The 23,784-nt window shown below is 68.8% G+C and carries 25 protein-coding genes and 1 pseudogene; 13 read left to right on the top strand and 13 right to left on the bottom strand.

All coding sequences use genetic code 11. The annotated features are described in order from the left end of the window. The first annotated feature begins 87 nt into the window (after positions 1-87). Positions 88-1,995 (top strand): DNA topoisomerase IV subunit B, encoded by a 1,908-nt coding sequence (gene parE, locus G7B67_RS01150; protein WP_166206504.1) that lies wholly within the window; start codon positions 88-90, stop codon positions 1,993-1,995. A gap of 76 nt (positions 1,996-2,071) precedes the next feature. Here the strand turns inward: parE and G7B67_RS01155 are convergent, their stop codons facing one another. From G7B67_RS01155 to G7B67_RS01170, 4 genes are all read right to left on the bottom strand, one after another. Next, positions 2,072-2,257: a hypothetical protein gene (locus G7B67_RS01155; protein WP_166206507.1), complete on the bottom strand. Its 186-nt coding sequence runs from the start codon at positions 2,255-2,257 to the stop codon at positions 2,072-2,074. Then, the gene (gene hutG / locus G7B67_RS01160; protein ID WP_166206510.1) at positions 2,254-3,030 is read right to left on the bottom strand and encodes an N-formylglutamate deformylase; all 777 of its coding nucleotides are present in this window, start codon (positions 3,028-3,030) and stop codon (positions 2,254-2,256) included. Before hutG ends, G7B67_RS01155 begins: the two co-directional genes overlap by 4 nt. Before the next feature lie 61 nt (positions 3,031-3,091). Beyond that, complete coding sequence (gene gorA / locus G7B67_RS01165; protein ID WP_166206513.1) at positions 3,092-4,459, bottom strand: glutathione-disulfide reductase; 1,368 nt, start codon at positions 4,457-4,459, stop codon at positions 3,092-3,094. 1 nt (position 4,460) lies between these two features. Then, on the bottom strand, positions 4,461-5,711 hold the full coding sequence (locus tag G7B67_RS01170) for an NAD(P)/FAD-dependent oxidoreductase (RefSeq protein ID WP_243412190.1): 1,251 nt from the start codon (positions 5,709-5,711) through the stop codon (positions 4,461-4,463). 283 nt (positions 5,712-5,994) lie between these two features. Here G7B67_RS01170 and G7B67_RS01175 point away from each other — a divergent pair, with 283 nt between their 5' ends. Next, positions 5,995-7,608, top strand: coding sequence for a M4 family metallopeptidase (locus G7B67_RS01175; protein WP_166206869.1), 1,614 nt, complete (start codon positions 5,995-5,997; stop codon positions 7,606-7,608). 75 nt (positions 7,609-7,683) lie between these two features. Here G7B67_RS01175 and G7B67_RS01180 read toward each other — a convergent pair whose 3' ends face one another. Further along, positions 7,684-8,163, bottom strand: coding sequence for an FKBP-type peptidyl-prolyl cis-trans isomerase (locus G7B67_RS01180; protein WP_166206519.1), 480 nt, complete (start codon positions 8,161-8,163; stop codon positions 7,684-7,686). Positions 8,164-8,439: 276 nt separating this feature from the next. Between G7B67_RS01180 and G7B67_RS01185 the strand changes: the two genes are divergently transcribed. Then, a complete protein-coding gene (locus tag G7B67_RS01185) occupies positions 8,440-8,976 on the top strand; it encodes a C40 family peptidase (protein ID WP_425482396.1) in 537 nt (178 codons plus the stop codon). 129 nt (positions 8,977-9,105) lie between these two features. Further along, positions 9,106-9,801 carry a C40 family peptidase gene (locus G7B67_RS01190; RefSeq protein WP_243412191.1) on the top strand — a complete coding sequence of 232 codons (696 nt, stop codon included), beginning with the start codon at positions 9,106-9,108 and terminating at the stop codon, positions 9,799-9,801. A gap of 77 nt (positions 9,802-9,878) precedes the next feature. Here G7B67_RS01190 and G7B67_RS01195 read toward each other — a convergent pair whose 3' ends face one another. Together G7B67_RS01195 and G7B67_RS01200 are read right to left on the bottom strand one after the other, a co-directional pair. Continuing rightward, positions 9,879-10,379 (bottom strand): acyl-CoA thioesterase, encoded by a 501-nt coding sequence (locus G7B67_RS01195; protein ID WP_166206525.1) that lies wholly within the window; start codon positions 10,377-10,379, stop codon positions 9,879-9,881. Continuing rightward, the gene (locus tag G7B67_RS01200) at positions 10,376-10,813 is read right to left on the bottom strand and encodes a CopD family protein (RefSeq protein WP_166206528.1); all 438 of its coding nucleotides are present in this window, start codon (positions 10,811-10,813) and stop codon (positions 10,376-10,378) included. The genes G7B67_RS01195 and G7B67_RS01200 overlap by 4 nt, the downstream gene beginning before the upstream one ends. Before the next feature lie 69 nt (positions 10,814-10,882). Here G7B67_RS01200 and G7B67_RS01205 point away from each other — a divergent pair, with 69 nt between their 5' ends. Together G7B67_RS01205 and G7B67_RS01210 are read left to right on the top strand one after the other, a co-directional pair. Next, entirely contained in the window at positions 10,883-11,476 is a 594-nt protein-coding gene (locus G7B67_RS01205) for a class I SAM-dependent DNA methyltransferase (protein WP_166206531.1), read from the top strand. Between the two features lie 97 nt (positions 11,477-11,573). Further along, positions 11,574-12,851 carry a polyhydroxyalkanoate depolymerase gene (locus G7B67_RS01210; protein WP_166206874.1) on the top strand — a complete coding sequence of 426 codons (1,278 nt, stop codon included), beginning with the start codon at positions 11,574-11,576 and terminating at the stop codon, positions 12,849-12,851. A 55-nt stretch (positions 12,852-12,906) separates the two neighbouring features. Here G7B67_RS01210 and G7B67_RS01215 read toward each other — a convergent pair whose 3' ends face one another. Then, positions 12,907-13,806, bottom strand: coding sequence for a sensor domain-containing protein (locus tag G7B67_RS01215; RefSeq protein WP_166206534.1), 900 nt, complete (start codon positions 13,804-13,806; stop codon positions 12,907-12,909). Further along, positions 13,803-14,225, bottom strand: a complete 423-nt coding sequence (locus G7B67_RS01220; protein WP_166206537.1) for a PadR family transcriptional regulator — start codon at positions 14,223-14,225, stop codon at positions 13,803-13,805. Before G7B67_RS01220 ends, G7B67_RS01215 begins: the two co-directional genes overlap by 4 nt. A gap of 184 nt (positions 14,226-14,409) precedes the next feature. Here G7B67_RS01220 and G7B67_RS01225 point away from each other — a divergent pair. The 3 genes and pseudogenes from G7B67_RS01225 to G7B67_RS01235 form a co-directional block, all read left to right on the top strand. Next, positions 14,410-14,577, top strand: a pseudogene (locus G7B67_RS01225) (HupB); the annotation flags it as partial. A 96-nt stretch (positions 14,578-14,673) separates the two neighbouring features. Next, positions 14,674-15,645, top strand: a complete 972-nt coding sequence (locus G7B67_RS01230; RefSeq protein ID WP_166206543.1) for a peptidylprolyl isomerase — start codon at positions 14,674-14,676, stop codon at positions 15,643-15,645. A gap of 170 nt (positions 15,646-15,815) precedes the next feature. Further along, positions 15,816-16,697: a DUF72 domain-containing protein gene (locus G7B67_RS01235; protein WP_166206546.1), complete on the top strand. Its 882-nt coding sequence runs from the start codon at positions 15,816-15,818 to the stop codon at positions 16,695-16,697. Between the two features lie 77 nt (positions 16,698-16,774). Here the strand turns inward: G7B67_RS01235 and G7B67_RS01240 are convergent, their stop codons facing one another. Together G7B67_RS01240 and G7B67_RS01245 are read right to left on the bottom strand one after the other, a co-directional pair. After that, positions 16,775-17,905 (bottom strand): PilT/PilU family type 4a pilus ATPase, encoded by a 1,131-nt coding sequence (locus tag G7B67_RS01240; protein ID WP_166206549.1) that lies wholly within the window; start codon positions 17,903-17,905, stop codon positions 16,775-16,777. Between the two features lie 124 nt (positions 17,906-18,029). Next, positions 18,030-19,067, bottom strand: a complete 1,038-nt coding sequence (locus G7B67_RS01245) for a type IV pilus twitching motility protein PilT (RefSeq protein WP_166206552.1) — start codon at positions 19,065-19,067, stop codon at positions 18,030-18,032. A 162-nt stretch (positions 19,068-19,229) separates the two neighbouring features. Between G7B67_RS01245 and G7B67_RS01250 the strand changes: the two genes are divergently transcribed. Genes G7B67_RS01250 through G7B67_RS01260 form a run of 3 tightly spaced genes read left to right on the top strand, consistent with a single transcriptional unit; the run spans position 19,230 to position 21,378 of the window. Further along, entirely contained in the window at positions 19,230-19,973 is a 744-nt protein-coding gene (locus G7B67_RS01250; RefSeq protein WP_243412192.1) for a YggS family pyridoxal phosphate-dependent enzyme, read from the top strand. Between the two features lie 50 nt (positions 19,974-20,023). Beyond that, positions 20,024-20,884 (top strand): pyrroline-5-carboxylate reductase, encoded by an 861-nt coding sequence (gene proC, locus G7B67_RS01255; RefSeq protein ID WP_166206555.1) that lies wholly within the window; start codon positions 20,024-20,026, stop codon positions 20,882-20,884. Beyond that, the gene (locus G7B67_RS01260; protein WP_166206558.1) at positions 20,881-21,378 is read left to right on the top strand and encodes a DUF4426 domain-containing protein; all 498 of its coding nucleotides are present in this window, start codon (positions 20,881-20,883) and stop codon (positions 21,376-21,378) included. The genes proC and G7B67_RS01260 overlap by 4 nt, the downstream gene beginning before the upstream one ends. Here G7B67_RS01260 and G7B67_RS01265 read toward each other — a convergent pair. Then, complete coding sequence (locus tag G7B67_RS01265) at positions 21,353-22,174, bottom strand: ABC transporter substrate-binding protein (RefSeq protein ID WP_166206561.1); 822 nt, start codon at positions 22,172-22,174, stop codon at positions 21,353-21,355. The two genes, G7B67_RS01260 and G7B67_RS01265, sit on opposite strands and share 26 nt — an antisense overlap. Before the next feature lie 142 nt (positions 22,175-22,316). Further along, positions 22,317-22,913, bottom strand: coding sequence for a pyridoxamine 5'-phosphate oxidase (pdxH, locus tag G7B67_RS01270; protein WP_166206564.1), 597 nt, complete (start codon positions 22,911-22,913; stop codon positions 22,317-22,319). 38 nt (positions 22,914-22,951) lie between these two features. Here pdxH and G7B67_RS01275 point away from each other — a divergent pair, with 38 nt between their 5' ends. Then, on the top strand, positions 22,952-23,782 hold the full coding sequence (locus G7B67_RS01275) for a kinase (protein ID WP_425482394.1): 831 nt from the start codon (positions 22,952-22,954) through the stop codon (positions 23,780-23,782). Positions 23,783-23,784 lie beyond the last annotated feature (2 nt).

The following is a 23,784-nucleotide window of genomic DNA, read 5'->3' on the forward strand; positions in this document are numbered from 1 at the left end:
CACGCCCGGTGCGGCGTCCAGCGGCCCGGCGAGCGGCCTGCGCGGCGATGCTGCGACAATGTGCGCCGAACCTGCACCGGATCGTCCATGAACTCCCGCTACAACGCCGCCGACATCGAAGTCCTCTCCGGCCTGGACCCGGTCAAGCGCCGGCCGGGCATGTACACCGACACCACCCGGCCCAACCACCTGGCCCAGGAAGTGGTCGACAACGCGGTCGACGAGGCGCTGGCCGGATACGCGGGCACGATCGAGGTCACCCTGTTCGCCGACGGCTCCTGCGAGGTGGCCGACGACGGCCGCGGGATGCCGGTGGACATCCATCCGGAGGAGAAGATCCCGGGCGTCGAACTGATCCTCACCCGGCTGCATGCCGGCGGCAAGTTCAACAACCGCAACTACACCTTCTCCGGCGGCCTGCACGGCGTCGGCGTCAGCGTGGTCAATGCGCTGTCCTCGCGCGTGGATGTCTTCATCCGCCGCGACGGCCATGAATACCGGATGGGGTTTGCCGATGGCGACCGCACGTCGAAGCTGGAAATCGTCGGCAGCGTCGGCAGGAAGAACACCGGCACCCGGCTGCGGTTCTGGCCGGATGCGAAGTACTTCGACACCCCGAAATTCAACCTGCGCGCGCTGCGCCACCTGCTGCGCGCCAAGGCGGTGCTCTGCCCGGGGCTGACGGTGCGCCTGTTGGACGAGGCCAGCGGCGAACGCGACGAATGGCATTACCAGGATGGCCTGCGCGATTACCTGCGCGGCGCACTGGCGGGCAGCGAGCTGCTGCCGCCGCAGCTGTTCGTCGGCAAGCTGGCCCGAGAGACCGAGATCGTGGAATGGGCGGTCGCCTGGGTGCCCGACGGCGAGCTGGTGCAGGAGAGCTACGTCAACCTGATCCCCACCGCGCAGCATGGTACCCACGTCAATGGCCTGCGCACCGGCTTCACCGATGCGCTGCGCGAGTTCTGCGACTTCCGCAACCTGCTGCCGCGCGGCGTGAAGCTGGCGCCGGAAGACGTGTGGGACCGGGTGGCGTTCGTGCTGTCGCTGAAGATGACCGACCCGCAGTTCAGCGGCCAGACCAAGGAGCGCCTGAGTTCGCGCCAGGCCGCGGGTTTCGTCGAGGGCGCCGCGCACGATGCGTTCTCGCTGTGGCTCAACCAGCACACCGAGTTCGGCGAGAAGATCGCGCAGCTGGCGATCGAACGCGCGAGCGCGCGGCTCAAGACCGAGAAGCAGGTGACGCGCAAGAAGGTCACCCAGGGGCCGGCCCTGCCCGGCAAATTGGCCGACTGCATTTCGCAGGATCTTTCGCGTACCGAGCTCTTCCTGGTCGAAGGCGACTCGGCCGGCGGCAGCGCGCGGCAGGCGCGCGACAAGGATTTCCAGGCCATCCTTCCGTTGCGCGGGAAAATCCTCAACACCTGGGAAGTCGCCTCGGGCAGCGTGCTGGCGTCCAACGAGGTGCACGACCTCGCAGTGGCGATCGGCTGCGACCCGGGCAAGGACGACATCTCCGGGCTGCGCTACGGCAAGGTGATCATCCTGGCCGATGCCGACTCCGACGGCCTGCACATCGCGACCCTGCTGTCGGCGCTGTTCCTCAAGCATTTCCCCGCACTGGTGGCCGCCGGCAACATCTTCGTCGCGATGCCGCCGCTGTTCCGCGTCGATGTCGGCAAGCAGGTGTTCTATGCGCTGGACGAAGAGGAGAAGCGCCTGTTGCTGGAGCGCATCGAGCGCGAAAAGGCCGATGCGAAGAAAGGCTTCGGCGGTGCGGTGAACGTCACCCGCTTCAAGGGCCTGGGCGAGATGAACCCGCAGCAGCTGCGCGAGTCGACCATCCACCCCGACACGCGGCGGCTGGTGCAGCTGACCAACGAGGACGATGCCGGCACGCGCTCGCTGATGGACATGCTGCTGGCGAAGAAGCGCGCAGGCGAGCGCAAGAGCTGGCTGGAACTCAAAGGCGACCTCGCGACGCTGGAAGTCTGATCAGGCGGCGACACGGCGCACGCCGGGTCGGGGCCCCCGGTACTGCCGGACGCGGCTGCACCGACGCCGGCGCCGCTCAGTGCCTCCAGTGCAGCACCGCGTCCGCGAGATGGTGCAGCCCGGCCGCCAGGCGGTTGACCTGCGCGTCGTAGCGACCGCTGTGCGCGAGCCACACGAGTCCGGCAACAGCGGCGAACACCACCAGTACCAGCAGGCGCTGGCCGATGCCCTCGCCGCGTGGGCGCGTGGAGGCACCGGTCACAGCACCGACTCCAGTAGCGTGCGCAACACCCGCTGGGTGCCTGCGGCGCGCGCGTCGTCCCACGCGAAGCTGTCCTCGTCCATGTAGGTCCGCTGGCTGATCTCCAGCTGCACGGCATCGATCCCGTTGGCCGGATCCCCGTAATGGCGAGTGATGTAGCCGCCCTTGAAGCGGCCGTTGGCGACGAAATCGTATCCGTCCGTCCGCGACAGAATCGACACCAGCGTGTCCTGCAGTGCGGGGCTGCAACTCCCACCACCGGCGGTGCCCAGGTTGAAGTCCGGCAGCCGGCCGTCGAACAGGAACGGGCACTCGCCGCGGATCGAATGGCCTTCCCACAGCACCACGCGTGGGTGTTGCGCGCGCAGGCGCTGGAGTTCGCCGGCCAGCGCCGCGTGGTAGGGGCGCCAGTAGCGCTCCACGCGCGCCTGGATTTCCGCGGGCGTGGGATGCTGGTCGTCGTCGACGTACACCGGCTCGCCGCTGAACTGCACGATCGGGCACAGCCCGGTGGTGTTCTGGCCGGGATACAGCGACACGTCGTCGGGCGGCCGGTTGAGGTCGACGACATAGCGCGAATGACGCGGCACCAGCACCGACGCACCCAGGTCGCGCGCGAAGGCATACAGGCGCGCGACGTGCCAGTCGGTGTCGGGTGCGCGACGGGCGCTGGCATGCATCCGTGCCGCGATGTCGGCGGGGATTTCGCTGCCGTCGTGCGGCAGGCTGACCAGCAGCGGCGCGGTGCCGTGGTGCAGGGTGAAGGTGTCCATGCGGATCCGGTTTGCCTTTTCGAGCCAAGGATGCCTGATCGCGCAGGCGTGGTCCGACCGCTTAGCGCATCAATACCAGCTCTTCGGCGGACGTCGGGTGGATCGCGACGGTGTCGTCGAGGTCGCGCTTGTGCAGGCCGCGTTTCATCGCCACCGCGAAACCCTGCAGGATCTCGTCCACGCCTTCGCCCAGCAGGTGGATGCCCACCACGCGCTCGTCCTCCCCGGCGCACACCAGCTTGAACAGGCTGCGCTGCGGCGAATCGGCCAGCGCATGCAGCATCGGCCGGAACCCGGCGCGATACACCCGCACCGCGTCGCCATGCCGCAGGCGCGCCTGCGCTTCGGTCAGTCCGAGCTTGCCGATCGGCGGATGGGTGAACACGACCGTCGCGATACCGTCGTAATCGAGTTTCGCGTCGGCCTGGCCTCCGAACAGGCGATCCATCAAGCGCCGCGCGGCCGCGATCGCCACCGGCGTCAGCGCCACCGCCGGGGTGACGTCGCCCACGGCATGGATGCCGGCAACGCTGGTGCGCTGGAAGGCATCGACGAGCACGTGCCCGCGCGGATCCATCGCCACGCCCAGCGCCTCCAGTCCGATGCCATCGCTCGCCGGCTTCCGGCCCGTGGCGAAGATCACCGCATCGAAGGGCCCGCTGTCGTGTCCTGTCGCGTCGCGCAGGACATGCCTGCCCGAAGCATCGGCATGCAACGACTGCAGGTTGCTGTCGAAGCGGGTGTGGATGCCGTGCTGTCGCTGGTCCTCGACCAGTTGCGTGGTGAGGTCTTCGTCGAAGCTGTCCAGCAGCCGGCGGCGGCGCACGAAGATGTCGACCTGGCTGCCCAGCGCCTGCAGCACGCCGGCCAGCTCGACCGCGATGTAGCCGGCGCCGACGATCGCCACCCGCGCCGGCGCTGCGTTCAGATGGAAGAAGCCGTCCGAATCGATGCCCCGTTCCGCGCCGGGGATCGATGGCCGCTGCGGCCGCCCCCCGGTGGCGACCAGGATCGAAGGAGCGTGCAATCGCACTCCATTGCTGCATTCGACGCTGTCCGGCGCCAGCAGCCGGCCGCGATGCGGCAGCAACGCGATCCCCGCGGCGTCGAGCCGCTGTTGGTAGCTGGCGTGGATGTTGCCGATGTAGCGCTGGCGATGGGCGATGAACGCCGGCCAGTCGAGCGCAGGCGCGGTCGTGCCCATGTCGAAGCCGAGCGCCTGCGCCAGCTGCATCCGGTGCGCGAGATCCGCGGCCAGCCACATCGCCTTCTTCGGCACGCAGCCGACGTTGACGCAGGTGCCGCCGAGCGGACCTTCGCCGAGCAGCGCCACGCGTGCGCCGTGGTGGGCGGCGCGGAACGCGGCGGCCAGGCCGCCGGAGCCGGCGCCGAGCACGATCAGGTCGAAGTCGTGGCGGGCGCGGCTCACGTCAGAAGCGTTCCAGGCGATAAGGGGCCGGATCGACGTGCGGCGCGCGGCCCGTCATCAGGTCCGCGACCAGTTGCGCAGTGGCGACGCTCATGCTGACGCCGAGCATGCCATGGCCGGTCGCCAGCCATAGCGACCGCGTCCCCGGCACCGCACCGATGATCGGCAGGTCGTCGTAGGTCATCGGCCGCCAGCCGAACCACTGCTCGCGTCGCGCCGGGCCCAGCGGCTGGCGCAGGTACTCGCGCGCACCGCGCTCCAGCGCGGCCAGCCGACGGCGGTTGAGGGTGTCGTCGAAGCCCGAGAACTCCATCGTGCTGCCCAGCCGGTAGCCGTCTTCCCAGGTGGTGACGCAGACGCTGCGCTCGTGCAGCACCAGCGGCCGCCGCGGCGCCGGGGTCGGGCGCGCATACGTGATCGAGTAGCCCTTGCCGGGCTGCATCGCCCGGCGCAGCGGGCCGAGGCCGGGCGACAGCGCCGCGGCCAGTCGCGGCGACCATGCGCCGGTGGCGACCAGCACGGCCGCGCCACGGATGTCGCCGCGCTTGGTCCGCAGGCACGGGCCGTCGGCGTCCTCGCGCAGGCCGGTCACCTCGCAGCCTTCGACGATCTCGCCGCCGGCCTCGCGCAATGCGCGTGCCAGCCCGGCGACGTAGCGGTCCGGGCGCAGGCTGGCGTCGCCCTGGAATCGCACCGCACCGACGACGCCGTCGAGAAGTGCGGGCTCCTCGCGCTGGTAACGCGGGCCATCGATGAGCTCGCTGGCGATCCCCAGCTCGGCGAGGGCGCGCCGCTCGGCCTGGACGCCGGCCAGCGCCTGTTCGCTGCGGAATACGTGGTCGGTGCCACCAGGCTGGAATTCGCATTCCAGCCGGTAACGGGCGACCCACTCCGGCAAGGCCTGGCGCGAGGCCTGTAACAGCGCCGCCTTGGCCGCGCCCGCGCGCAGCCAGTCGCGGCGGTTGCAACACCCGGCAAAACGCAGCAGCCACGACCACAACGCCGGATCGAATTTCGGATTCACGTACAGCGGCGCATCCGGCGTCGCCATCCACCGCAGCGCGCGGCCGACGGTGCCCGGGGCGGCCAGCGGCAACGCGTGGCTGGGGGTGATCGTGCCGCAGTTGCCATGCGAGCTTCCGCAGCCGACGGTGCCGGCCTCCAGGACCCGCACCGGACGGCCGGCTTCGCGCAGGGCCAGCCCGCAGGCGAGTCCGACCACGCCGCCCCCGATGATCAGCACTTCCTTCACCGCGTCTCCCCGGACCTTCGCCGCAGGCCAAAACCCGTCCTTCGGCTGCGCATTTATTTTGCACCGCAACATACTTCCCGAGGTGGTGGTCACGAAAAACCGGAGCACCAAGCCGGTTTCTGTGAACCACATCACGCTCCCGAAGCCATTCGTCGGTCGCGCCATCCGTATGGTGCACCGCGCCATGACGCAGGGCCCCGGCTGGGTAATGGTCGCTGCCGTGCCAGATGGCACGCCGCCGCCTGCACGGCGTCCACACCTTAAGGGGTCCTACCGAATGAAGTTGCAAAACCACCTGCTCAGCGTCGCTGTCGTCGCTGCGCTGACGCTGCCTGCCGCCGCGATCGCCGCGATGCCGGCACACGCCGCCTCCGTCAGCCGCGCGCTGGGCCTGATCGACGGCCATGGTGCGGCGCTGCACCGCGCCGATGCCGACCGCTTCGTCGCGCGCGACGTGATCGTCGACCGCAACGGCACCGAACACGTGCGCTTCGACCGCACCTACCGTGGCCTGCCCGTTCTGGGCGGCGACGTCGTCGTCCACGAGCGCAACGGCAGCCTGAAGTCGATCAGCCAGACGCTGAAGACCGCGGGCCGGCCCAACATCACGCCCACCATCAGCGCCAACCAGGCGATCGTCGAGGCCGGCACCCGCTTCGGCACCGGCTTCAACGGCGTGCCGACGTCGCGCCTGATCATCGACGCGCGCAGCGGCGCGCCGACGCTGGCTTACGAGGTCATGTATTCGGGCATCAAGGCCGACCAGACCCCGACCGACATGCACTACGTCATCAACGCGCATACCGGCGCGCTGCTCGGCCAGTGGGATACGGTGGAGACCGCACGCCAGGCCAAGGCCAAGCGGCCTGGTGGCGGCGGCGGTGGCGGCACGACCTGCTCGGGCATCACCAGCGCCAGCGGCACCGGCCAATCGCTGTTCTCGGGCGACGTCGCCATCACCACCGAGAAGTGCAGCAGCGGCACCTACCAGATGAAGGACGACAGTCGCGGCGGCGGTTACACCACCGACCTGGGCGGTCGCACCAGCGGCACCGGCACCCTGCTGACCGACGCCGACAACAGCTGGGGCAACAACAGCACCGCCGACCGCGCCACCGTGGCCGCCGACGCGCATTACGGCGTCGCCACCACCTGGGACTATTACAAGAACGTCCACGGCCGCAACGGCATCGCCAACGACGGCAAGGGCGCGCTGAGTCGCGTGCATTACGGCCGCAGCTATTCCAATGCGTTCTGGTCGGACAGCTGCTTCTGCATGACCTTCGGCGACGGCGACGGGCGTTCGATCTATCCGCTGGTCGACATCGACGTCGCCGGCCACGAGATGTCGCACGGCGTCACCGCGCGCACCGCCAACCTCACCTACTCCGGCGAGTCGGGCGGCCTGAACGAGTCCAACTCCGACATCTTCGGCACGATGGTCGAGTTCTATGCCAACAATGCCAACGACACCCCGGACTACATGATCGGCGAAGAGCTGTACATGAGTAATCCCAACGGCACCAAGGCGCTGCGCTACATGTACCAGCCGAGCCTGGATGGCACGTCGCCCGACTGCTACAGCAGCAACGTCGGTTCGCTCGACGTGCACTACAGCTCGGCGATCGGCAACCACTTCTTCTACCTGCTGGCCGAAGGCAGCGCGGCGAAGTCGTTCGGCGGCCATACCGTCAGCTCGCCGACGTGCAACGGCAGCAGCGTGACCGGCATCGGCCGCGTGCAGGCCGAGAAGATCTGGTACCGCGCGCTGACGGTGTACATGACGTCCAACACCAACTACGCCGGTGCGCGCGCCGCGACCATCAACGCCGCCTCCGACCTGGGATATTCGACCAGCGCGGTGGCCGCGGCGTGGAGTGCGGTCGGCGTCAACTGATCCATCGTTCCAGGCTGCAAACGGAAACGGCCCGCGCGAGCGGGCCGTTTTCATTGCTGCCGCGCACGCAGCCAATCAGTGGTGGTGGCCGCCGTCGCCGTGCACGTGCCCGTGCTCGAGTTCCTCGGCGGTCGCCTCGCGCACCTCGACGATGTCGATGTCGAAATGCAGGTCCTTGCCCGCCATCGGATGGTTGAGGTCGACGTCGACCACGCTCATGCCGACCTTCTGGATGGTCACCGCGCGCGGGCCGAAGTTGGTGTTCAGCACCACCTGCATGCCAGGCTCCAGGCGCTGGGCGCCGAAGTGCTTCTTGGGCACGCGCTGGCTGAGGTTGTCGCGCTTCTCGCCGTAGGCGTCGGCGGCAGCGACATCGGCGCTGAAGCTGTCGCCGGCTTCGTGCCCTTCCATTGCTTTTTCCAGCCCCGGGATGATGTTGCCGTGGCCGAACAGGATCGCCAGCGGCTCGCCTTCGCGCGAACTCTCCAGCGCCTCCTGGCCGGGCTCGGACACGGCGTAGTGGAAACGCACGACGCGGTCTTTCTCGATCTTCATGGCGGCTCTCGTGTTGGGCCGCGATGCGGCAGGGGAGAAACGTGCGGGTCGCCCGCACGCTTGTCGCAGCGGCGTGAAGGCGCGAAGCTGTGCGGCGTGAATACGCATGCCCAAGCCGGCCTCCGCGGAGCCGCACATTATCCCGGCTCACCCGACGCGGCGCCAGCCAACGCGACCTCGAGACACGCCCCTGTGCCACGCGCCGCGCGATGGCAGGCGTTGATCGCGGTTGTGTGCGGCGCACGCGCTGGCACGGATTCGAAGCGCCGGTTGCGGATTGCGCCATCGCGATGGGACCGCCTTCCCGGAGGACGGCTGCTCGGCGGCCTGCTGGCCCTGGGACTGCTCGCCGGCTGCGGCCACGACGCCGTCCGCCGTGCCCCACCACGGTCGGCTTCCACGCGCGCCTGGCCGACGGTGGCGCCGGCCGATCCGGCGTCGGCCAATGCCGTGCTGATGCGCGCCCTGGGCCTGGTCGGCACGCCCTACCGCTACGGCGGCAATACGCCCGAAGGCGGCTTCGACTGCAGCGGCCTGGTCAATTACGTCTACCGCGACATGCTCGACCTGCGCTTGCCGCGCAGCTCGCGCGACCTGGCGGCGATGCAGGGGCCGCGGATTCCCGAAGATCGCCTGGCGACCGCGGACCTGGTGTTCTTCGGCAGCGCCGGCGCCGTCAGCCACGTCGGCATCTATGTCGGCGAAGGCCGCTTCGTCCACGCCCCCAGCACCGGCGGCACGGTGCGGCTGGACCGGCTCGACGGACCCTACTGGCGCGACCACTATTCAGGCGCCAAGCGCGTTCTTCACTGAAATGAATGGGTTACGGGGCTGAACCGTGACGGGCATCGCCCCTGTTTTCACCTTTTCATAACGCAATTTGAACCCTTTGGCGGGAAGGCTGGGGCACCATCACGTCCACCTCACAGCAGTGAAGTCCGCGTGACGACATCCGACCTATCGCTTGGCCGCCCTGCCGCCACCCCTTCCTCCGCCCCGCGCCGGGGCCTGCGCGCCGCCTTGTGCGGCTGCCTGCTGCTGATGACTGCCGCACCGGTCCTGGCCCAGCAGGCCGTACCCGCCGTCGCGGAGACCGGCTCGCTCGCCGCCGCCAGCATCACGCCCGCGCCGCTGGCAGCACCAGCGATCAGCGATGAAATCCAGCTTCCCAACCGCAGCGCCATGTTCGCCGGCGCCACCTTGCGCCCGTCGGCCATCCACCCGCACCAGGCCAATGGCCGTCCCGCGCCCGCCGGCCGCATCCAGAGCGTCCTCCAGCACGCGCTCGCCCTGCTCGGCACGCCCTATCGCTGGGGCGGCACCAGCACCGACGGTTTCGACTGCAGCGGCCTGGTCGGCTATGTGTTCCGCAGCGCGCTGGGGATCGAATTGCCGCGCGTCTCGCGCGACATGGCCACCAGCGGCCAGCTGATCAGCGACCGCAGCAAGCTGTCCCCCGGCGACCTGGTGTTCTTCGGCACCCACCACGGCAAGCGCGTCGACCACGTCGGCATCTATGTCGGCGACGGCCGCTTCCTCCACGCGCCGCGCACCGGCCGCGACGTCACCGTCTCCAGCTTGGAAAGCGGCTACTGGAGCGACAAGTACATGGAAGCGCGGCGCGTCGCCGGGCTCTGAGCGCAGTTGATGGTGTATTGCGAAGGCTGCCTCCGGGCGGCCTTTTTTGTTGCGCGTCCGTTCTGGCCAGGCGTCGCTCAGGCGTCGGCGTCCGCGTCGCGGTAGCGCGCGATGGTCTGCTCGATCCCCTTGCTCAATTCCATCACCTGGCGCGCGTAGTCCGCCAGCCGGCGGTCCTCGTCGGTGCCCGGCGCCCAGGCCGGCACCGGCGTCGGTGCGCCTTCCACCGCATCGAGCGCGACGAACACGATCACGCAATGGGTGCATAACCGTTCGCCCGCACCCCCCTCGCGCGGATCGCGCGCGGTCACGTCGACGGCGAACTGCATGCTGCTGGTGCCGGTGTGCACCAGCTTGGCCGAGACGGTGACCAGGTCGCCGATGCGGATCGGCGCGACGAACCGGATCCCGCCGACCGCGACTGTGACGCAGTAGCGGCCGCTCCATCCCAGCGCGGCCGCGTAGCCGGTCTGGTCGATCCACTTCATCACCACGCCGCCATGGACCTTGCCGCCGTAGTTGACGTCGGCCGGTTCGGCGAGGAAGCGCAGTGCGAGCTCGCGCTGGCGGCCCCTCATCCGTGCAGGAATGCCGGCTTGACCAGCACCAGGTAGACGATCGCCACCAGCAGCAGCACCGGCAGCTCGTTGAACCAGCGCAGCGCCGTGGTCGAGGGCAATGCGCGTCCCGCATCGACGCCTTTCAGCCAGCGCCCGGCGACGACGAAGTGCACCAGCAGCAGCACGACCAGCGCGAGCTTGGCGTGCAGCCACGCCCCGCTGATGCCGAAGCCGAACCACAGCGCCAGCCCGAACACGAGCGCGAAGCCGAACATCACGTGCCCGAAGCGATACAGCCGCCGCCCCATCAGCAGCAACCGCGCACGCACCGCCGGCGCGTCGCCGGCTTCGACCAGGTTGACCAGGATCCGCGGCAGGTAGAACACGCTCGCCATCCACGCGATCACGAACACCACGTGGGCGGTCTTGGTGAGGAAGTAGGCCTGGCCCATGCATCGCTCCAGCGCGGCGGGGCGGCCGCGGCGTGATGCGATGATACGCACCCTCCCGGCGCCCGCCCGATGACCAAGACCTACGACCGCGCCTACTTCGACCAGTGGTATCGCCAGCGCGGCATCGGCGGCGCGCAGCGGCTGGCGCGCAAGGTCGCGCTGGCCGTGGCGACGGCCGAATACCATCTCGAGCGTCCGCTGCGCAGCGTGCTGGACATCGGTTGCGGCGAAGGCGCCTGGCGCGCGCCGTTGCGGCGGCTGCGTCCGGACGCCCGGTACCTGGGCTTCGACGCCAGCCATTACGCGATCGAGCGTTACGGGCGCGCGCGCAACGTGCACTTCGCGCGCTTCGGCGACTTCGGCCTGCTGCGCCCCTGCGCGCCGGTCGACCTGCTGGTGTGCAGCGACGTGCTGCATTACCTGCCCACCCGAGAGCTCGATCGCGGACTGCCGGGGCTGGCGGCGCTGTGCGGCGGGGTGGCGTTCCTGGAGACTTTCGCCCGCGAGGATGCCGCCGAGGGCGACGAGCACGAGTTCAAGCCGCGCCCGGCACGGTTCTATCGCCAGCGCTTGGCGGCACTGGGCTTCACCGCGCTCGGCTCGCATTGCTGGCTTTCGCCGGCGCGCCGGGGGTCGGCGACTGCGCTGGAGGCCCAGGACTGACGCCTGCCAAACTGAGGCATGCGTCACAGTCCGGTGACGGCCGCGGCGACTTCGCACGGTTATGCTGCACTGCCGCACCGATCCGCAGGTGCAGGGGATGCGCATGCTGTTCGCCGGGCAAGGTCTCTACCAGTTCCATGAACTCTGGCGCGCCGGGATGGCGCCCTACACCTACTGGGCCGAGGCCGGCGCCAAGATGTTCTCCGCCCCCGGCAGCTGGCTGGCGGGCATGCCCGAGGCCACTCGCGTGGCGGCCGGTTGCGAGCTGCTCTACCGCATCGGCAAGGATTACGAAAAGCCGGAGTTCGGCCTGCACGAGGTCGAGATCGACGGCGCCGCCTACCCGGTCGTCGAGAAGGAAGTCGAACGCACCCCCTTCTGCCGCCTGTTGCGCTTCAAGCGCTACAGCGACGACGCCGGCAGCATCGCCGGGCTGAAGGACGATCCGCCGGTGCTGGTGGTCGCGCCGCTCTCCGGGCACCACGCCACGCTGCTGCGCGACACCGTGCGCACGCTGCTGCAGGGCCACAAGGTCTACATCACCGACTGGATCGACGCCCGCATGGTGCCGGCCGGCGACGGTGCGTTCACGCTGGACGATTACGTCGCCAGCCTGCAGCGCTTCATGCGCGCGATCGGCAGCGATCGACTGCACGTGGTCAGTGTCTGCCAGTCGACGGTGCCGGTGCTGGCCGCGGTGTCGCTGATGGCCACGGCCGGTGAGCCGACGCCGCGCTCGCTGGTGATGATGGGCGGCCCGATCGACACCCGGCAATCGCCGACCGCAGTCAACAACCTCGCCACCCACAAGCCGCTGTCGTGGTTCGAGGACAACGTCATCCAGGCCGTACCGGGCAACTTCCCGGGGCGCGGGCGCAGCGTCTATCCCGGCTTCCTGCAGCACGCCGGTTTCATGGCGATGAATCCCGAGCGCCACTTCCAGTCGCACTGGGATTTCTATCAGGATCTGGTCAAGGGCGACCTCGAGGACGCCGCCGCGCACCGGCGCTTCTACGACGAATACAACGCGGTGCTGGACATGCCGGCCGAGTACTACCTCGACACCGTGCGCATCGTGTTCCAGGAGCACCTGTTGCCGCGCGGGCTCTGGGACGTCGGCGGCGAGCGCGTAAACCCGGCGAAGATCCATGGCACCGCATTGATGACGATCGAAGGTGAGCTCGACGACATCTCCGGCCGGGGCCAGACGCGCGCGGCGCATGCGCTGTGCACCGGCATCGACGAAGCCGCGCGGGCGCACCTGACGGTGGCCGGGGCTGGCCATTACGGCATCTTCAGTGGCCGCCGCTGGCGCACCGAGGTCTACCCGCAGGTCCGCGATTTCATCGCGGCCGCCGATCGCCGCCCTGCGTAGGAGCGGCTTGAGCCGCGAGCTCGCCGCTCGCGACTCGATTCCCCGACGCTTCGCGCTACCCCGCCGACTTCACCAGCAGGTGCTTGGCCAGCAGCCCGTGCCAGCCACCGATCAGCCGCACCAGGTGCAGTGAAGCGAACAGCAGCAGGACCCCGACGATACCTGCCAAGGGCCCGCTCCATGGCGCGCCGATCAGGTCGATGCCGACGCCATCGAGCGTGATCGCGTCGCCATGCCCGACGAGCATCAGGAATGGCGTAGCGACCAGCGCCAGCGACAGGCTGAGCAGGCTCACCACCAAGGTGAAATACACGATCCCCAGCGGCAGCATCAGCAGGAAGTAGAGCTGGGTCGACCACGTGCGCGGATCGGTGAACATCGCGCCGATGCGCTGCAGCCACGGCCGCCCGCGCCCACCGTACAACGGGCGGCGTGGCATGCGTTCGCCCAGCATGGCTTCGACCATCCGACCTTCGACCAGCGACAGCACGCGCACCGAGCCGAAATACAGGATCACGAACGGCACCCCGATGATGAGCAGCGCGAATCCCGCCGACATCGAGATCCCGGTGACCACCCACACGAAATAGAAGATGCCCGTCGCCAGCGCCAGCACCATGTAGAACAGCGCGGCGTAGGTACGGGGTTCGGCGGCGACGCCGAAGAAGCGGCCGATCAGCGAACGTCGCGGCGGCGGTGGCGGCGCGCGCAGGGCCGTCTGCACGGTGGCTTCGGTTTCGCGGTAGATGTCGGCGACTTCCGCCGGCGCGCCATAGCTGCCGGCGACCGAGGCGATGACTTCGGCTTCCGATCGCCCCGGCTGCTCGGCCAGTTCCGAGCGCAGGTATTCCTCGGCGTCGTAAAGCGCGTCCTGCACCAGGGCCGGATCGGCGTTGCCCAGCGCGGCGCGCAGCTGCTCGAGGTAGGACGCGATGCTGGTTGGAAGGCTGTTCATGGTGCAGGTTCCAGGTGATTGGCGCTGGGGTTGGGGCTGCTGCCGCCCGGCAGGACGGATTCGACGCAATCGCGGGTGGCGCGCCAGGCGCCGATCCAGGCCGCGAGCACCTCGCGGCCGGCGATCGTGATCCGGTAATAGCGGCGCGGAGGGCCGGCGATCGAGGGTTCGACATGGCTGTCGAGCAGGCCCGCTCCCTCGAGGTTGCGCAGCACCGGATACAGGGCGCTCTGCTTGCCGGCGAGCACGCCCTGGCCGGTCTGCTCGAGCCGCTTGGCGATCTGGTAGCCGTACATCGGTTCGGGCGCGCCGCCGAGGACCGCCAGCAGCGCCAGCGACACGGTGCCTGCGCTGAGTTCCTTCTGGAACTTGCGCGATTGCGACTCGACGAGCTCGGCAGTGGGATTGGGATCGCTCATGGGAGACCTACATCTAGGACGGAGGCAATACTAGTGTCCACTCCGATATAGCGGATGTGCCAGTAGTCACCGTGTCCCCCGGACAGACGACCCGTTGCGTGGCACCGGTTCGCTGGCCGTTGACGGTCGCCGACGTAAGGTTCCCGCGCAGGCCGCCTTCCCCTCGCGGCCGTCGGAGGAACCCATGACACAGGGCGATAAATCCAGCTACACCGACAAGCAGAAGCGCCAGGCGCAGCACATCGAGGAGAGCGAAAAGAAGGAAGGCAAATCCAAGGACGACGCCGAGCGCATCGCCTGGGCCACCGTCAACAAGCAGGACGGCGGCGGCAAGAAATCCGGTTCCGGTCGCAGCCACGACGACTGAGGATCGCCACACGCGCATGGGCAGGCTCGCCGCAGGGCGCACGACCGCCTTTAAACTCGGGCGACCTTCGAGGAGTTGCCCATGCGCATCGCCACGCCGTCCGCCTGCCTGCTGTCCGCCTGCCTGCTTTCGGCCTGTCTCCTGCCAGCCTGCGCGCCGGCACGCGCCGCCGGGCCGGTCACGCCGCGGCCGGCGGATGGCGTCGCGCCCAACGCGGACAAGCCCAAATCGATGCAGGAGCTGCTGGATGCCTCGCAGCCTTCGGACTGGCGTCGCCTGGATCCGGCCAACACGCTCTACCTGCAACTGGCGAGCGGCCGGGTGGTGATCGAACTGGCGCCGGCTTTCGCACCCGCCCACGTGGCCAACATCCGCACGCTGGCCCATGAACATTACTGGGACGGGCTGAGCATCAACCGTTCGCAGGACAATTTCGTCGTGCAATGGGGCGATCCGACCGAAGAGGACAAGGACCGCAGGTCGCTTGGCACGGCGAAGGCGCACCTGCCGGCGGAATTCACTCGTAGCAGTACCGGGGTTCCCTTCGAACGACTGCCCGACAGCGACGGCTGGGCGCCCGAGGTTGGCTTCAGCGACGGCTTCCCGGTCGCGCGCGATCCGCAGCAGGGGAGCACCTGGCTGGCGCATTGCTACGGCGCCGTCGGGGCCGGGCGCGACATGGCCGCGGACTCCAGCAACGGCAGCGAGCTGTACGTGGTCGATGGCCAGTCGCCCCGGCAGCTGGATCGCAACATCACCGTCGTCGGTCGCGTGGTGCAGGGGATGGAGTTGCTATCCACGCTGCCCCGTGGCACCGGACCGCTGGGCTTCTACGAAAAGGCGGCGCAGCGCGTTCCGATCCAGTCGATCGCATTGGCCTCGGACGTACCGGCCGCGCAGCGCACCGCCCTGCAGGTCTTGCGCACGGATACACCGCTGTTCCGGGCCGTGGTCGAGTCACGCCGCAATCGTCGCGACGACTGGTACAAGGTGCCGGCTGGCCATATCGACCTGTGCAACGTTCCGCTGCCCACGCGCCTGGCGCCGAAGTAACGTGACTTCGCGCAACCGCACCGCTACGTAGGAGCGGCTTCGACCGCGGGCTTTTCCGGCCGGTTCCAAAACAAGAGCTCGCGGCTGAAGCCGCTTCTACCGGGACGCAGGATGCCGGATGCCGGAGGCGGCTCACGCGGCTTCAACCACCCTCGCGCCAGCATCGCCCGATGGCGATCCGCATCGGCATTTCCGGCTGGCGCTATGCGCCGTGGCGCGGCGTGTTCTATCCACGCGACCTGCCGCAGCGTGCCGAGCTGGACTACGCTTCGCGCCGCTTCGACAGCATCGAGATCAACGGATCGTTCTACTCGCTGCAGACGCCGGCGAGCTACGGCGCCTGGCATGACGCGACGCCGGAAGATTTCGAATTCGCGGTCAAGGGCCCGCGGTACCTGACCCACATCCTGCGGCTGCGCAACCTGGACAAGCCGCTGGCGAATTTCCTTGCCTCCGGGGTGCTGCGCCTGCGCGACAAGCTGGGGCCGATGCTCTGGCAATTGCCGCCAACCTTCCGCTACGACGCCGATGTCATCGAAGCCTTTTTGGCGAAACTTCCGCGCAGCAGCGGGCAAGCGCTCGCGGTCGCCCGCCGCCGCGACGTCGGCCGCATGCGCGGGCGCAGCGCACTGGCGATCGACCGCGATCGTCCGCTCCGGCACGCGATGGAGGTCCGGCACGAAAGCTTCTGCACGGCTCCCTTCCTCGCCCAGTTGCGTCGCCACAACGTCGCGCTCGTCGTCGCCGACACGGGGGGGAAATTCCCTTATGCCGAGGATGTCACCGCCGACTTCGTCTACGTCCGCCTGCACGGCGATGCACAGCTCTACGTGAGTGGCTACGCAGGCGCGGCCCTGGACCGCTGGGCGACGCGCATCACGGCATGGTCGCAGGGCGCCGAGCTCGCCGGCGCGCGGCGCATCGGCGGCGCGGCCCGCAAGCGGGGCGGGCGCGACGTCTATTGTTATTTCGACAACGACGCCAAGGTGCACGCGCCGTTCGATGCATTGGCATTGATGGCGCGCATCCGGGCGATACCGGGCCGGCGATAAACGGCCACGGGACCCACGGCCGATGCCGATGGGTCCCGTGTCGGACCGGTCCGGCCGCTGGCCGGCGGTGGAAACCCCTAGCGGACTTCCGCGACCTCGACGCCATCCAGGCCCTGCGACAGCGTGCGCGCATCGCCACCCTGGGCGAGCTTGATCCGCAGGCGGACCTCGTTGGCCGAGTCCGCATAACGTAGCGCGTCCTCGTAGGAGATCTCACCGGCCTGGTACAGCTCGAACAGCGCCTGGTCGAAGGTCTTCATGCCAAGGTTGGTGGATTCCTTCATCACTTCCTTCAGCTTGTGCACCTCCCCGTCGCGGATGTAGTCCTGGACCAGCGGCGTGCCGAGCAGGATCTCCATCGCCACCCGCCGGCTCTTGCCATCGGGCGTTGGAATCAGCTGCTGCGCGACGACGCCCTTGAGGTTGAGCGACAGGTCCATCAGCAGCTGGCCGCGACGGTCTTCGGGGAAGAAGTTGATGATGCGGTCCATCGCCTGGTTGGCATTGTTGGCGTGCAGCGTGCACAGCACCAGGTGGCCGGTCTCGGCGAAGGCGATTGCGTGGTCCATGCCTTCGCGGCTGCGCACCTCGCCGATCATGATCACGTCCGGCGCCTGGCGCAGGGTGTTCTTCAGCGCCGCGTCCCAGCTGTCGGTGTCGATCCCGACTTCGCGCTGGGTGATGATGCAGCCCTCGTGCTTGTGCACGAATTCGATCGGATCCTCGATGGTGATGATGTGGCCCGTGGAATTCTGGTTGCGATAGCCGATCATCGCCGCCAGCGACGTCGACTTGCCGGTGCCGGTGGCGCCGACGAAGATGATGATCCCGCGCTTGGTCATCGCCAGCGTCTTGATGATCGGCGGCAGGCTGAGCTCCTCGACCGTCGGGATCTTGGTCTCGATCCGGCGCAGCACCATCCCGACCTGGTTGCGCTGGTAGAAGCAGCTGACACGGAAACGGCCGACGCCGGACACGCCGATGGCGAAGTTGCACTCGTGCGAGCGCTCGAACTCCTCGCGCTGCGGGGGCGACATCACGTTCAGCACCAGGTCGCGCGACTGCTGCGGCGTCAGCGGGTTCTGGGTGATCGGCGAGATCTTGCCGTTGACCTTCATCGACGGCGGCATGCCGGCGGTGATGAACAGGTCGGACGCCTTCTGGTGCGCCATCAGCTTCAGGAACGAGGTGAAATCGATGCTGCTCATGCCGTGACTCCGGGGGTTCGGTTCGGGATCGGTCTTCGGGAAAACGGTTCATGGCGGAAGCATCACACGACTGCCTGCCAATCCGGGTCCGGATTCCCAGTCCGAATACCCACGGCCGTCGAGGTCAGTCGAACAGCCGCTTGTCCTTCGCATAATCGCGCGCATGGCCCTTGGTGACGAGGTTGCGCTTGACCAGGTCCTGCAGGTGCTGGTCCAGTGTCATCATTCCGTACTGCTGGCCGGTCTGGATCGAGGAGTACATCTGCGCGACCTTGTCTTCGCGGATCAGGTTGCGGATGGCCGGGGTGCCGACCATGATTTCCCAGGCCGCGGTGCGCCCGCCGCCGACCTTCTTGAGCAGCGCCTGCGAAATCACCGCACGCAGCGACTCGGACAGCATCGAGCGCACCATCGGCTTCTCGCCGGCCGGGAACACGTCGATGATGCGATCGATGGTCTTGGCCGCCGACGAGGTATGCAGCGTGGCGAACACCAGGTGGCCCGTTTCCGCGGCCGTCAGCGCCAGGCGGATGGTCTCGATGTCGCGCATCTCGCCGACCAGGATGTAGTCGGGGTCCTCGCGCAGCGCCGAGCGCAGCGCCTCGTTGAAGCCATGCGTGTCGCGATGCACCTCGCGCTGGTTGATCAGGCACTTCTGCGCGGTATGCACGAATTCGATCGGGTCCTCGACGCTGAGGACATGACCGTATTCGCTCTTGTTGATGTGGTCGATCATCGCCGCCAGCGTGGTCGACTTGCCCGAGCCGGTCGGCCCGGTCACCAGGATCAGCCCCTGCGGCTGGTCGATCAGGTCCTTGAAGATCTTGGGGCAACCCAGGTCCTCGAGCGTCAGCACTTCCGACGGCACGGTGCGGAACACCGCGCCCGCTCCGCGGTTCTGGTTGAAGGCATTGACACGGAAGCGCGCCAGCCCGGGGATCTCGAACGAGAAATCGACCTCGAGGAATTCCTCGTAATCGCGCCGCTGCTTGTCCGACATGATGTCGTACACCAGCGCATGGACCTGCTTGTGGTCCAGCGCCGGTATGTTGATGCGGCGGACGTCGCCATCGACCCGGATCATCGGCGGCAGGCCGGCCGACAGGTGCAGGTCCGAAGCCTTGTTCTTGACCGAAAACGCCAACAGCTCGGCGATATCCATGCGTGCTCCCCTGAGCTCGACTGATGCTTGCGAAGTTTCCGCGGCGCTTTGTTGACCGCCAGGATGCGCATCCAGCCGCACCCGGGTGGAATCCAGGCCCCCCGCGCCGCAGTATAGGCTGAAATTTCCGGCGTCAATCCGCCGACCCGACAGGATCCCGACGTGCCTGCGCGCGCCTTGAAATCCCTGCTGCAACGACTGGAAAACGCCGCAGGCAGCGCTGGTCGGCCATCGCCGCGATTATTGGCGGTCTCCAAGCACCAGCCTGCGACCGCGGTCGCGGAAATGGCGGCCGCATGGCGCGTGCTGCTGCATGAACAGGGACGCGGCCGGGATGAACAGGGGCGACCGGCGTTCGGCGAGAACTACGTGCAGGAAGCACAGGCCAAGCGCGCGCTGCTCGCCGATCCCGGGCTCGAGTGGCACCTGATCGGCCACCTGCAATCCAACAAGGTGCGTGATGCGGCCGAGACCTTCGATTGGGTGCAGACCGTCGACCGGGAGAAACTGATCGATGGCCTGGCACGGCACCGGCCGGCATCGATGCCGCCGCTGAACGTGCTGGTGCAGGTGAACATCGACGACGAGGCCAGCAAGCACGGCTGCCGGCCGCAGGATGTCGCCGCGCTGGCGTCGGCGATCGTGGCCCAGCCACGCCTGGCGCTGCGCGGACTGATGGCCATTCCCGCGCCCGCTCCCGACATGGCTCGCAGGCGCGAGGCCTTCGCGCGGATGAAGCGGCTGTTCGACCGCCTGCGCGAAGACCATCCCGCGATCGACACCCTGTCGATGGGCATGAGCGGCGATTTCTCCGAGGCCATCGCCGAAGGCGCCACGCTGGTGCGGGTGGGCACGGCCTTGTTCGGGGCCCGTCCGGCGCCGACAACCGGCCGGGGCGCGCACTGAGGGATCACTCACGGCACCTTACACTGCCCTGCCCGCAAACACGGACGACCATGACGGATACGGATGCACTGCCGGCCACGCCGGGCACACTTGCCTTCATCGGCGGCGGCAACATGGCGCGCAGCCTGATCGCCGGCCTGCTGGGGGACGGCACCGCGGCGGCGTCGATCCAGGTCGCCGAACCGGTCCCAGGCGTGCGCGAAGCCCTGCATCGCGATTTCGATGTCCCGGTCTTCTCGGACAACAGCGACGCCGTCGCTGGCGCCGGCACCTGGCTGCTGGCCGCCAAGCCGCAGGTGATGCGCGACATCTGCGAGGCGCTCTCCGGGCCCGCGCAGGCAGCATCGCCGCTGGTGGTTTCGATTGCCGCCGGCATCACCACCGCGCAACTGGAGCGATGGCTCGGCGGCGGATTGCCGATCGTGCGCGCGATGCCCAACACCCCGGCGCTGCTGGGCGCGGGCGTCACCGGTCTGTTCGCCAACGCGCGCGTCGACGCCGATGGCCGCGCCTGCGCCGAACGCCTGCTCGCCAGCGCCGGCCCGGTGGTGTGGCTCGACGACGAGGCGCTGCTGGACGCCGTGACCGCGGTGTCGGGCAGCGGCCCGGCCTACGTGTTCCTGCTGGCCGAGGCGATGCTCGACGCCGCCCGCGCGCAGGGCCTGCCCGAAGCAGCGGCGCGGACGCTGGTGTTGCGCACGATCCTGGGGGCGGCGCGCATGCTGGTGGAGGAGGACGCGACGCCGGCCGAGCTGCGCGCGCGCGTGACCTCCGGCGGCGGGACGACCGAGGCCGCGATCGAGGTCTTCGAGCATGGGCGACTGCCCGCGCTGGTCGGCGATGCGATCGATGCGGCCAGCCGGCGCAGCCGTGAACTGTCCCGGCAGTTCGAGCAGGCGCCGTGCGCATGAACGTTCGCCTCCTCAGGCTGGCAGCCCTGGCGCTTTCGATGGTGCTGGCCAGCGCATGCAACGCGCCATCGCCTGCCCCTGCGGCCAACGACAACGACAGCGCCGCGGCCGTCGCCACCGGCGATGCGGTCCTTCAGGTCGGCGACACCTGGGTGCGGGCCAGCGTCGTGCAGACCTCGCTCCTCCCGGCGAGCGTCGCCCGGCAATATGGCGTCGCGCGCGATCCACGCACGTTGCTGTTGCTGGTGGTCGCGGGCAAGGGGCCGCCGGCGTCGGCCACCCCGGTGCCGGTGATGGTCACTGCCCGTGCACGTGACCTGACCGGCGGCACCCAAACCGTCGCGATGCGGCAGGTGCGCGACGGCGACGCAATGGATTCGATCGGCACCATGTCCACCACGTTGCCGGCCACGCTGCGCTTCGACCTTCAACTGTCAGTGCCGGGACAGCCGCCGGCGGCGATGAGCTTCAGCCGCGAGTTCTATCCGCAGTAGGCGGCTGCGCCGCGGCCCAGGCATCGATGATCGCGGCGATCGCGCGCACGCCGTCGGTCAACGCCGCCGGACCCGGCTGCAGGATGATCGGTGACTTGATCTCGTGCAGCTGGCCATCGCGCACGGCGGGGATCGCCGCCCAGCCCGCGCGCGCGGCCACCTTGTCGGGGCGGAATTTCTTGCCGCACCACGAGCCGAGGATGATGTCCGGGCGGCGCGCGACGACCTCGCCGGAATCTTCGAGTATCCGGCCCTTGGCCAGCGACTGCGCCGCGCGTTCGGGAAAGATGTCGTCGCCACCGGCGATGCGCACCAGTTCGGCGACCCACTGGATGCCGCTGATCAGCGGCTCGTCCCATTCCTCGAAGTAGACCTTCGGCCGCCGCGGCAACGCCGCTGCCCGCGCGGCAATGGCGTCCAGGCCTGCGCGGAGACCGTCGCCGTACACCTCTGCCTTTGCGCCGACACCGACCAGCGCACCCAGCCGCCGGATGTAGTCGAGGATGCCGTCGACGCTGCGATGGTTGCTGATCCAGACCTCGACGCCATGGCGGATCAACGCACTGGCGATGTCGGCCTGGATGTCGGAAAAGCCGACGACGAAGTCTGGTTCCAGCCGGAGGATCTCGTCGATCTTGGCCGAAGTGAACGCGCTGACTTTGGGCTTCTCCCGCCGCGCGATCGGCGGGCGCACGGTGAACCCGCTGATGCCGACGATCCGCGCCTGCTCACCGAGCGCGTACAGCACTTCGGTCGGCTCCTCGGTGAGGCAGACGATCCGTTGCGGTCCGCTCATGCGAACGCTTCTGGCGATCGTCGCGCGGACGCTCGTGGCATCGATCGTTGGAAACAAGGCCTCAGTTGGCAGCCATCCTTGCCGCATCGATCGCAAGGGAAGAGCTCGTGGCTGAAGCTGCTACGAATCGCCCGTCCGTGGCTCACGGATACAACATCCGCGTCGACCAGTCGCCCGCGCGGTCGCGCTCGTACACCGTGCGGTCGTGCAACCGGTATTGCGCGGCGTACCAGAATTCGATCCGGTTCGGCTTGACCCGGAAGCCGGTCCAGCGCGGCGGGCGCGGCACGTCGCGGCCTTCGAATTCACGTTCGACCTGCGCCAGGCGCGTCTCGAAGGTCTCGCGCGCATCCAGCGTCTCGGACTGCTTCGACGCCCACGCGCCGAGCTGGCTCACCCGCGCCCGCGAGGCGAAGTAGGCATCGGCCTCGGCGTCGGCCACGGTCTCGACCGCGCCTTCGATCCGCACCTGCACGCCCAGCCGCACGCGCGGCCAGTGGAACAGCAGCGCGGCCTGCGGATTGGCCTGCAGCTCCCGGCCCTTGCGCCCGTCCAGGTGGGTGTAGAAAACGAAGCCGCGCGCGTCGTGCGCCTTGAGCAGCACCGTGCGCAGCGACGGACGCGCATCCAGCGTCGCGGTGGCGACCGCCATCGCCGTGCGGTCGGGCTCGCCGGCGGCCAGCGCTTCCTCGAACAGCGCATCGAACGTCGCCAGCGCTTGTCCATACAGGTCGGCCATACTATTCGTCCGTTCTTGCCCGGGCGCATTGTCTCGCGATGACCGCCGCACCGCACCCTCCGGCTCATGCCGGCTACGCCGACGCGTTCGTCGACGCCATCCTGGCCGACATGCAGGCCCACGCCAGCCGTTGTTACGCCATCGCCGGATTGCAGGGGACCGGCAAGTCGACCCTGAGCGCACAGATGGTCGCGCGCGCCGCGCAGCGGGGCCGGCGACTGGTGGCGCTGTCGATCGACGACTTCTACCTCGGCCACGAGGCACGCCAGGCGCTCGCGCGCCAAGTGCATCCGTTGTGCGCCACCCGCGGCGTACCCGGCACGCACGACGTCGCGCTCGCCTGTGAAACCCTCGATGCCCTGCGCGCGCAGCGGCCGGTGGCGTTGCCGCGGTTCGACAAGATCGCCGACGACCGCCTGCCGCGCGCGCAGTGGCCGCTGGTGGAGGGCGCCGACGGCGTGATCCTGGAAGGCTGGTTCCTGGAAGTACCACCGCAGGCGCCGGATGATCTCGTCGAACCGATGAATGCGCTCGAACGCGACGAGGATCCCGACGGCACCTGGCGGCGCTGGAGCAACGCTGCGCTCGGCCGCGACTATCCGCCGCTGTGGACGCGACTGGACCGGCTGCTGTTCCTGCAGGGACCGGGCTTCGACATCGTGCCGCAGTGGCGCTGGCAGCAGGAACAGACGCTGCAGGCGCAGCACCCCGATCGCCAGGCGATGAGCCAGGCGCAGGTGCAGCGCTTCGTGCAGTTCTTCGAGCGCGTCAGCCGGCAGGCGATGCGCACGTGGCCCGCGATCGCCGACCGCACGATCGCGCTCGACGCGCAGCGGCATCCGCTGGGCGAGATGACATGGGCGCGTTGACA

Source organism: Cognatiluteimonas telluris (assembly GCF_011320095.1).
Classification (GTDB): domain Bacteria; phylum Pseudomonadota; class Gammaproteobacteria; order Xanthomonadales; family Xanthomonadaceae; genus Cognatiluteimonas; species Cognatiluteimonas telluris.

Bases quoted from the DNA above. Each gene is read 5' to 3' on its own strand.
- parE (WP_166206504.1), top strand. From the start codon at position 88: ATGAACTCCCGCTACAACGCCGCCGACATCGAAGTCCTCTCCGGCCTG.
- hutG (WP_166206510.1), bottom strand. From the start codon at position 3,030: ATGGACACCTTCACCCTGCACCACGGCACCGCGCCGCTGCTGGTCAGC.
- G7B67_RS01180 (WP_166206519.1), bottom strand. From the start codon at position 8,163: ATGAAGATCGAGAAAGACCGCGTCGTGCGTTTCCACTACGCCGTGTCC.
- G7B67_RS01195 (WP_166206525.1), bottom strand. From the start codon at position 10,379: ATGAGGGGCCGCCAGCGCGAGCTCGCACTGCGCTTCCTCGCCGAACCG.
- G7B67_RS01200 (WP_166206528.1), bottom strand. From the start codon at position 10,813: ATGGGCCAGGCCTACTTCCTCACCAAGACCGCCCACGTGGTGTTCGTG.
- G7B67_RS01205 (WP_166206531.1), top strand. From the start codon at position 10,883: ATGACCAAGACCTACGACCGCGCCTACTTCGACCAGTGGTATCGCCAG.
- G7B67_RS01210 (WP_166206874.1), top strand. From the start codon at position 11,574: ATGCGCATGCTGTTCGCCGGGCAAGGTCTCTACCAGTTCCATGAACTC.
- G7B67_RS01215 (WP_166206534.1), bottom strand. From the start codon at position 13,806: ATGAACAGCCTTCCAACCAGCATCGCGTCCTACCTCGAGCAGCTGCGC.
- G7B67_RS01220 (WP_166206537.1), bottom strand. From the start codon at position 14,225: ATGAGCGATCCCAATCCCACTGCCGAGCTCGTCGAGTCGCAATCGCGC.
- G7B67_RS01230 (WP_166206543.1), top strand. From the start codon at position 14,674: ATGCGCATCGCCACGCCGTCCGCCTGCCTGCTGTCCGCCTGCCTGCTT.
- G7B67_RS01235 (WP_166206546.1), top strand. From the start codon at position 15,816: ATGGCGATCCGCATCGGCATTTCCGGCTGGCGCTATGCGCCGTGGCGC.
- G7B67_RS01240 (WP_166206549.1), bottom strand. From the start codon at position 17,905: ATGAGCAGCATCGATTTCACCTCGTTCCTGAAGCTGATGGCGCACCAG.
- G7B67_RS01245 (WP_166206552.1), bottom strand. From the start codon at position 19,067: ATGGATATCGCCGAGCTGTTGGCGTTTTCGGTCAAGAACAAGGCTTCG.
- proC (WP_166206555.1), top strand. From the start codon at position 20,024: ATGACGGATACGGATGCACTGCCGGCCACGCCGGGCACACTTGCCTTC.
- G7B67_RS01260 (WP_166206558.1), top strand. From the start codon at position 20,881: ATGAACGTTCGCCTCCTCAGGCTGGCAGCCCTGGCGCTTTCGATGGTG.
- G7B67_RS01265 (WP_166206561.1), bottom strand. From the start codon at position 22,174: ATGAGCGGACCGCAACGGATCGTCTGCCTCACCGAGGAGCCGACCGAA.
- pdxH (WP_166206564.1), bottom strand. From the start codon at position 22,913: ATGGCCGACCTGTATGGACAAGCGCTGGCGACGTTCGATGCGCTGTTC.
- G7B67_RS01275 (WP_425482394.1), top strand. From the start codon at position 22,952: ATGACCGCCGCACCGCACCCTCCGGCTCATGCCGGCTACGCCGACGCG.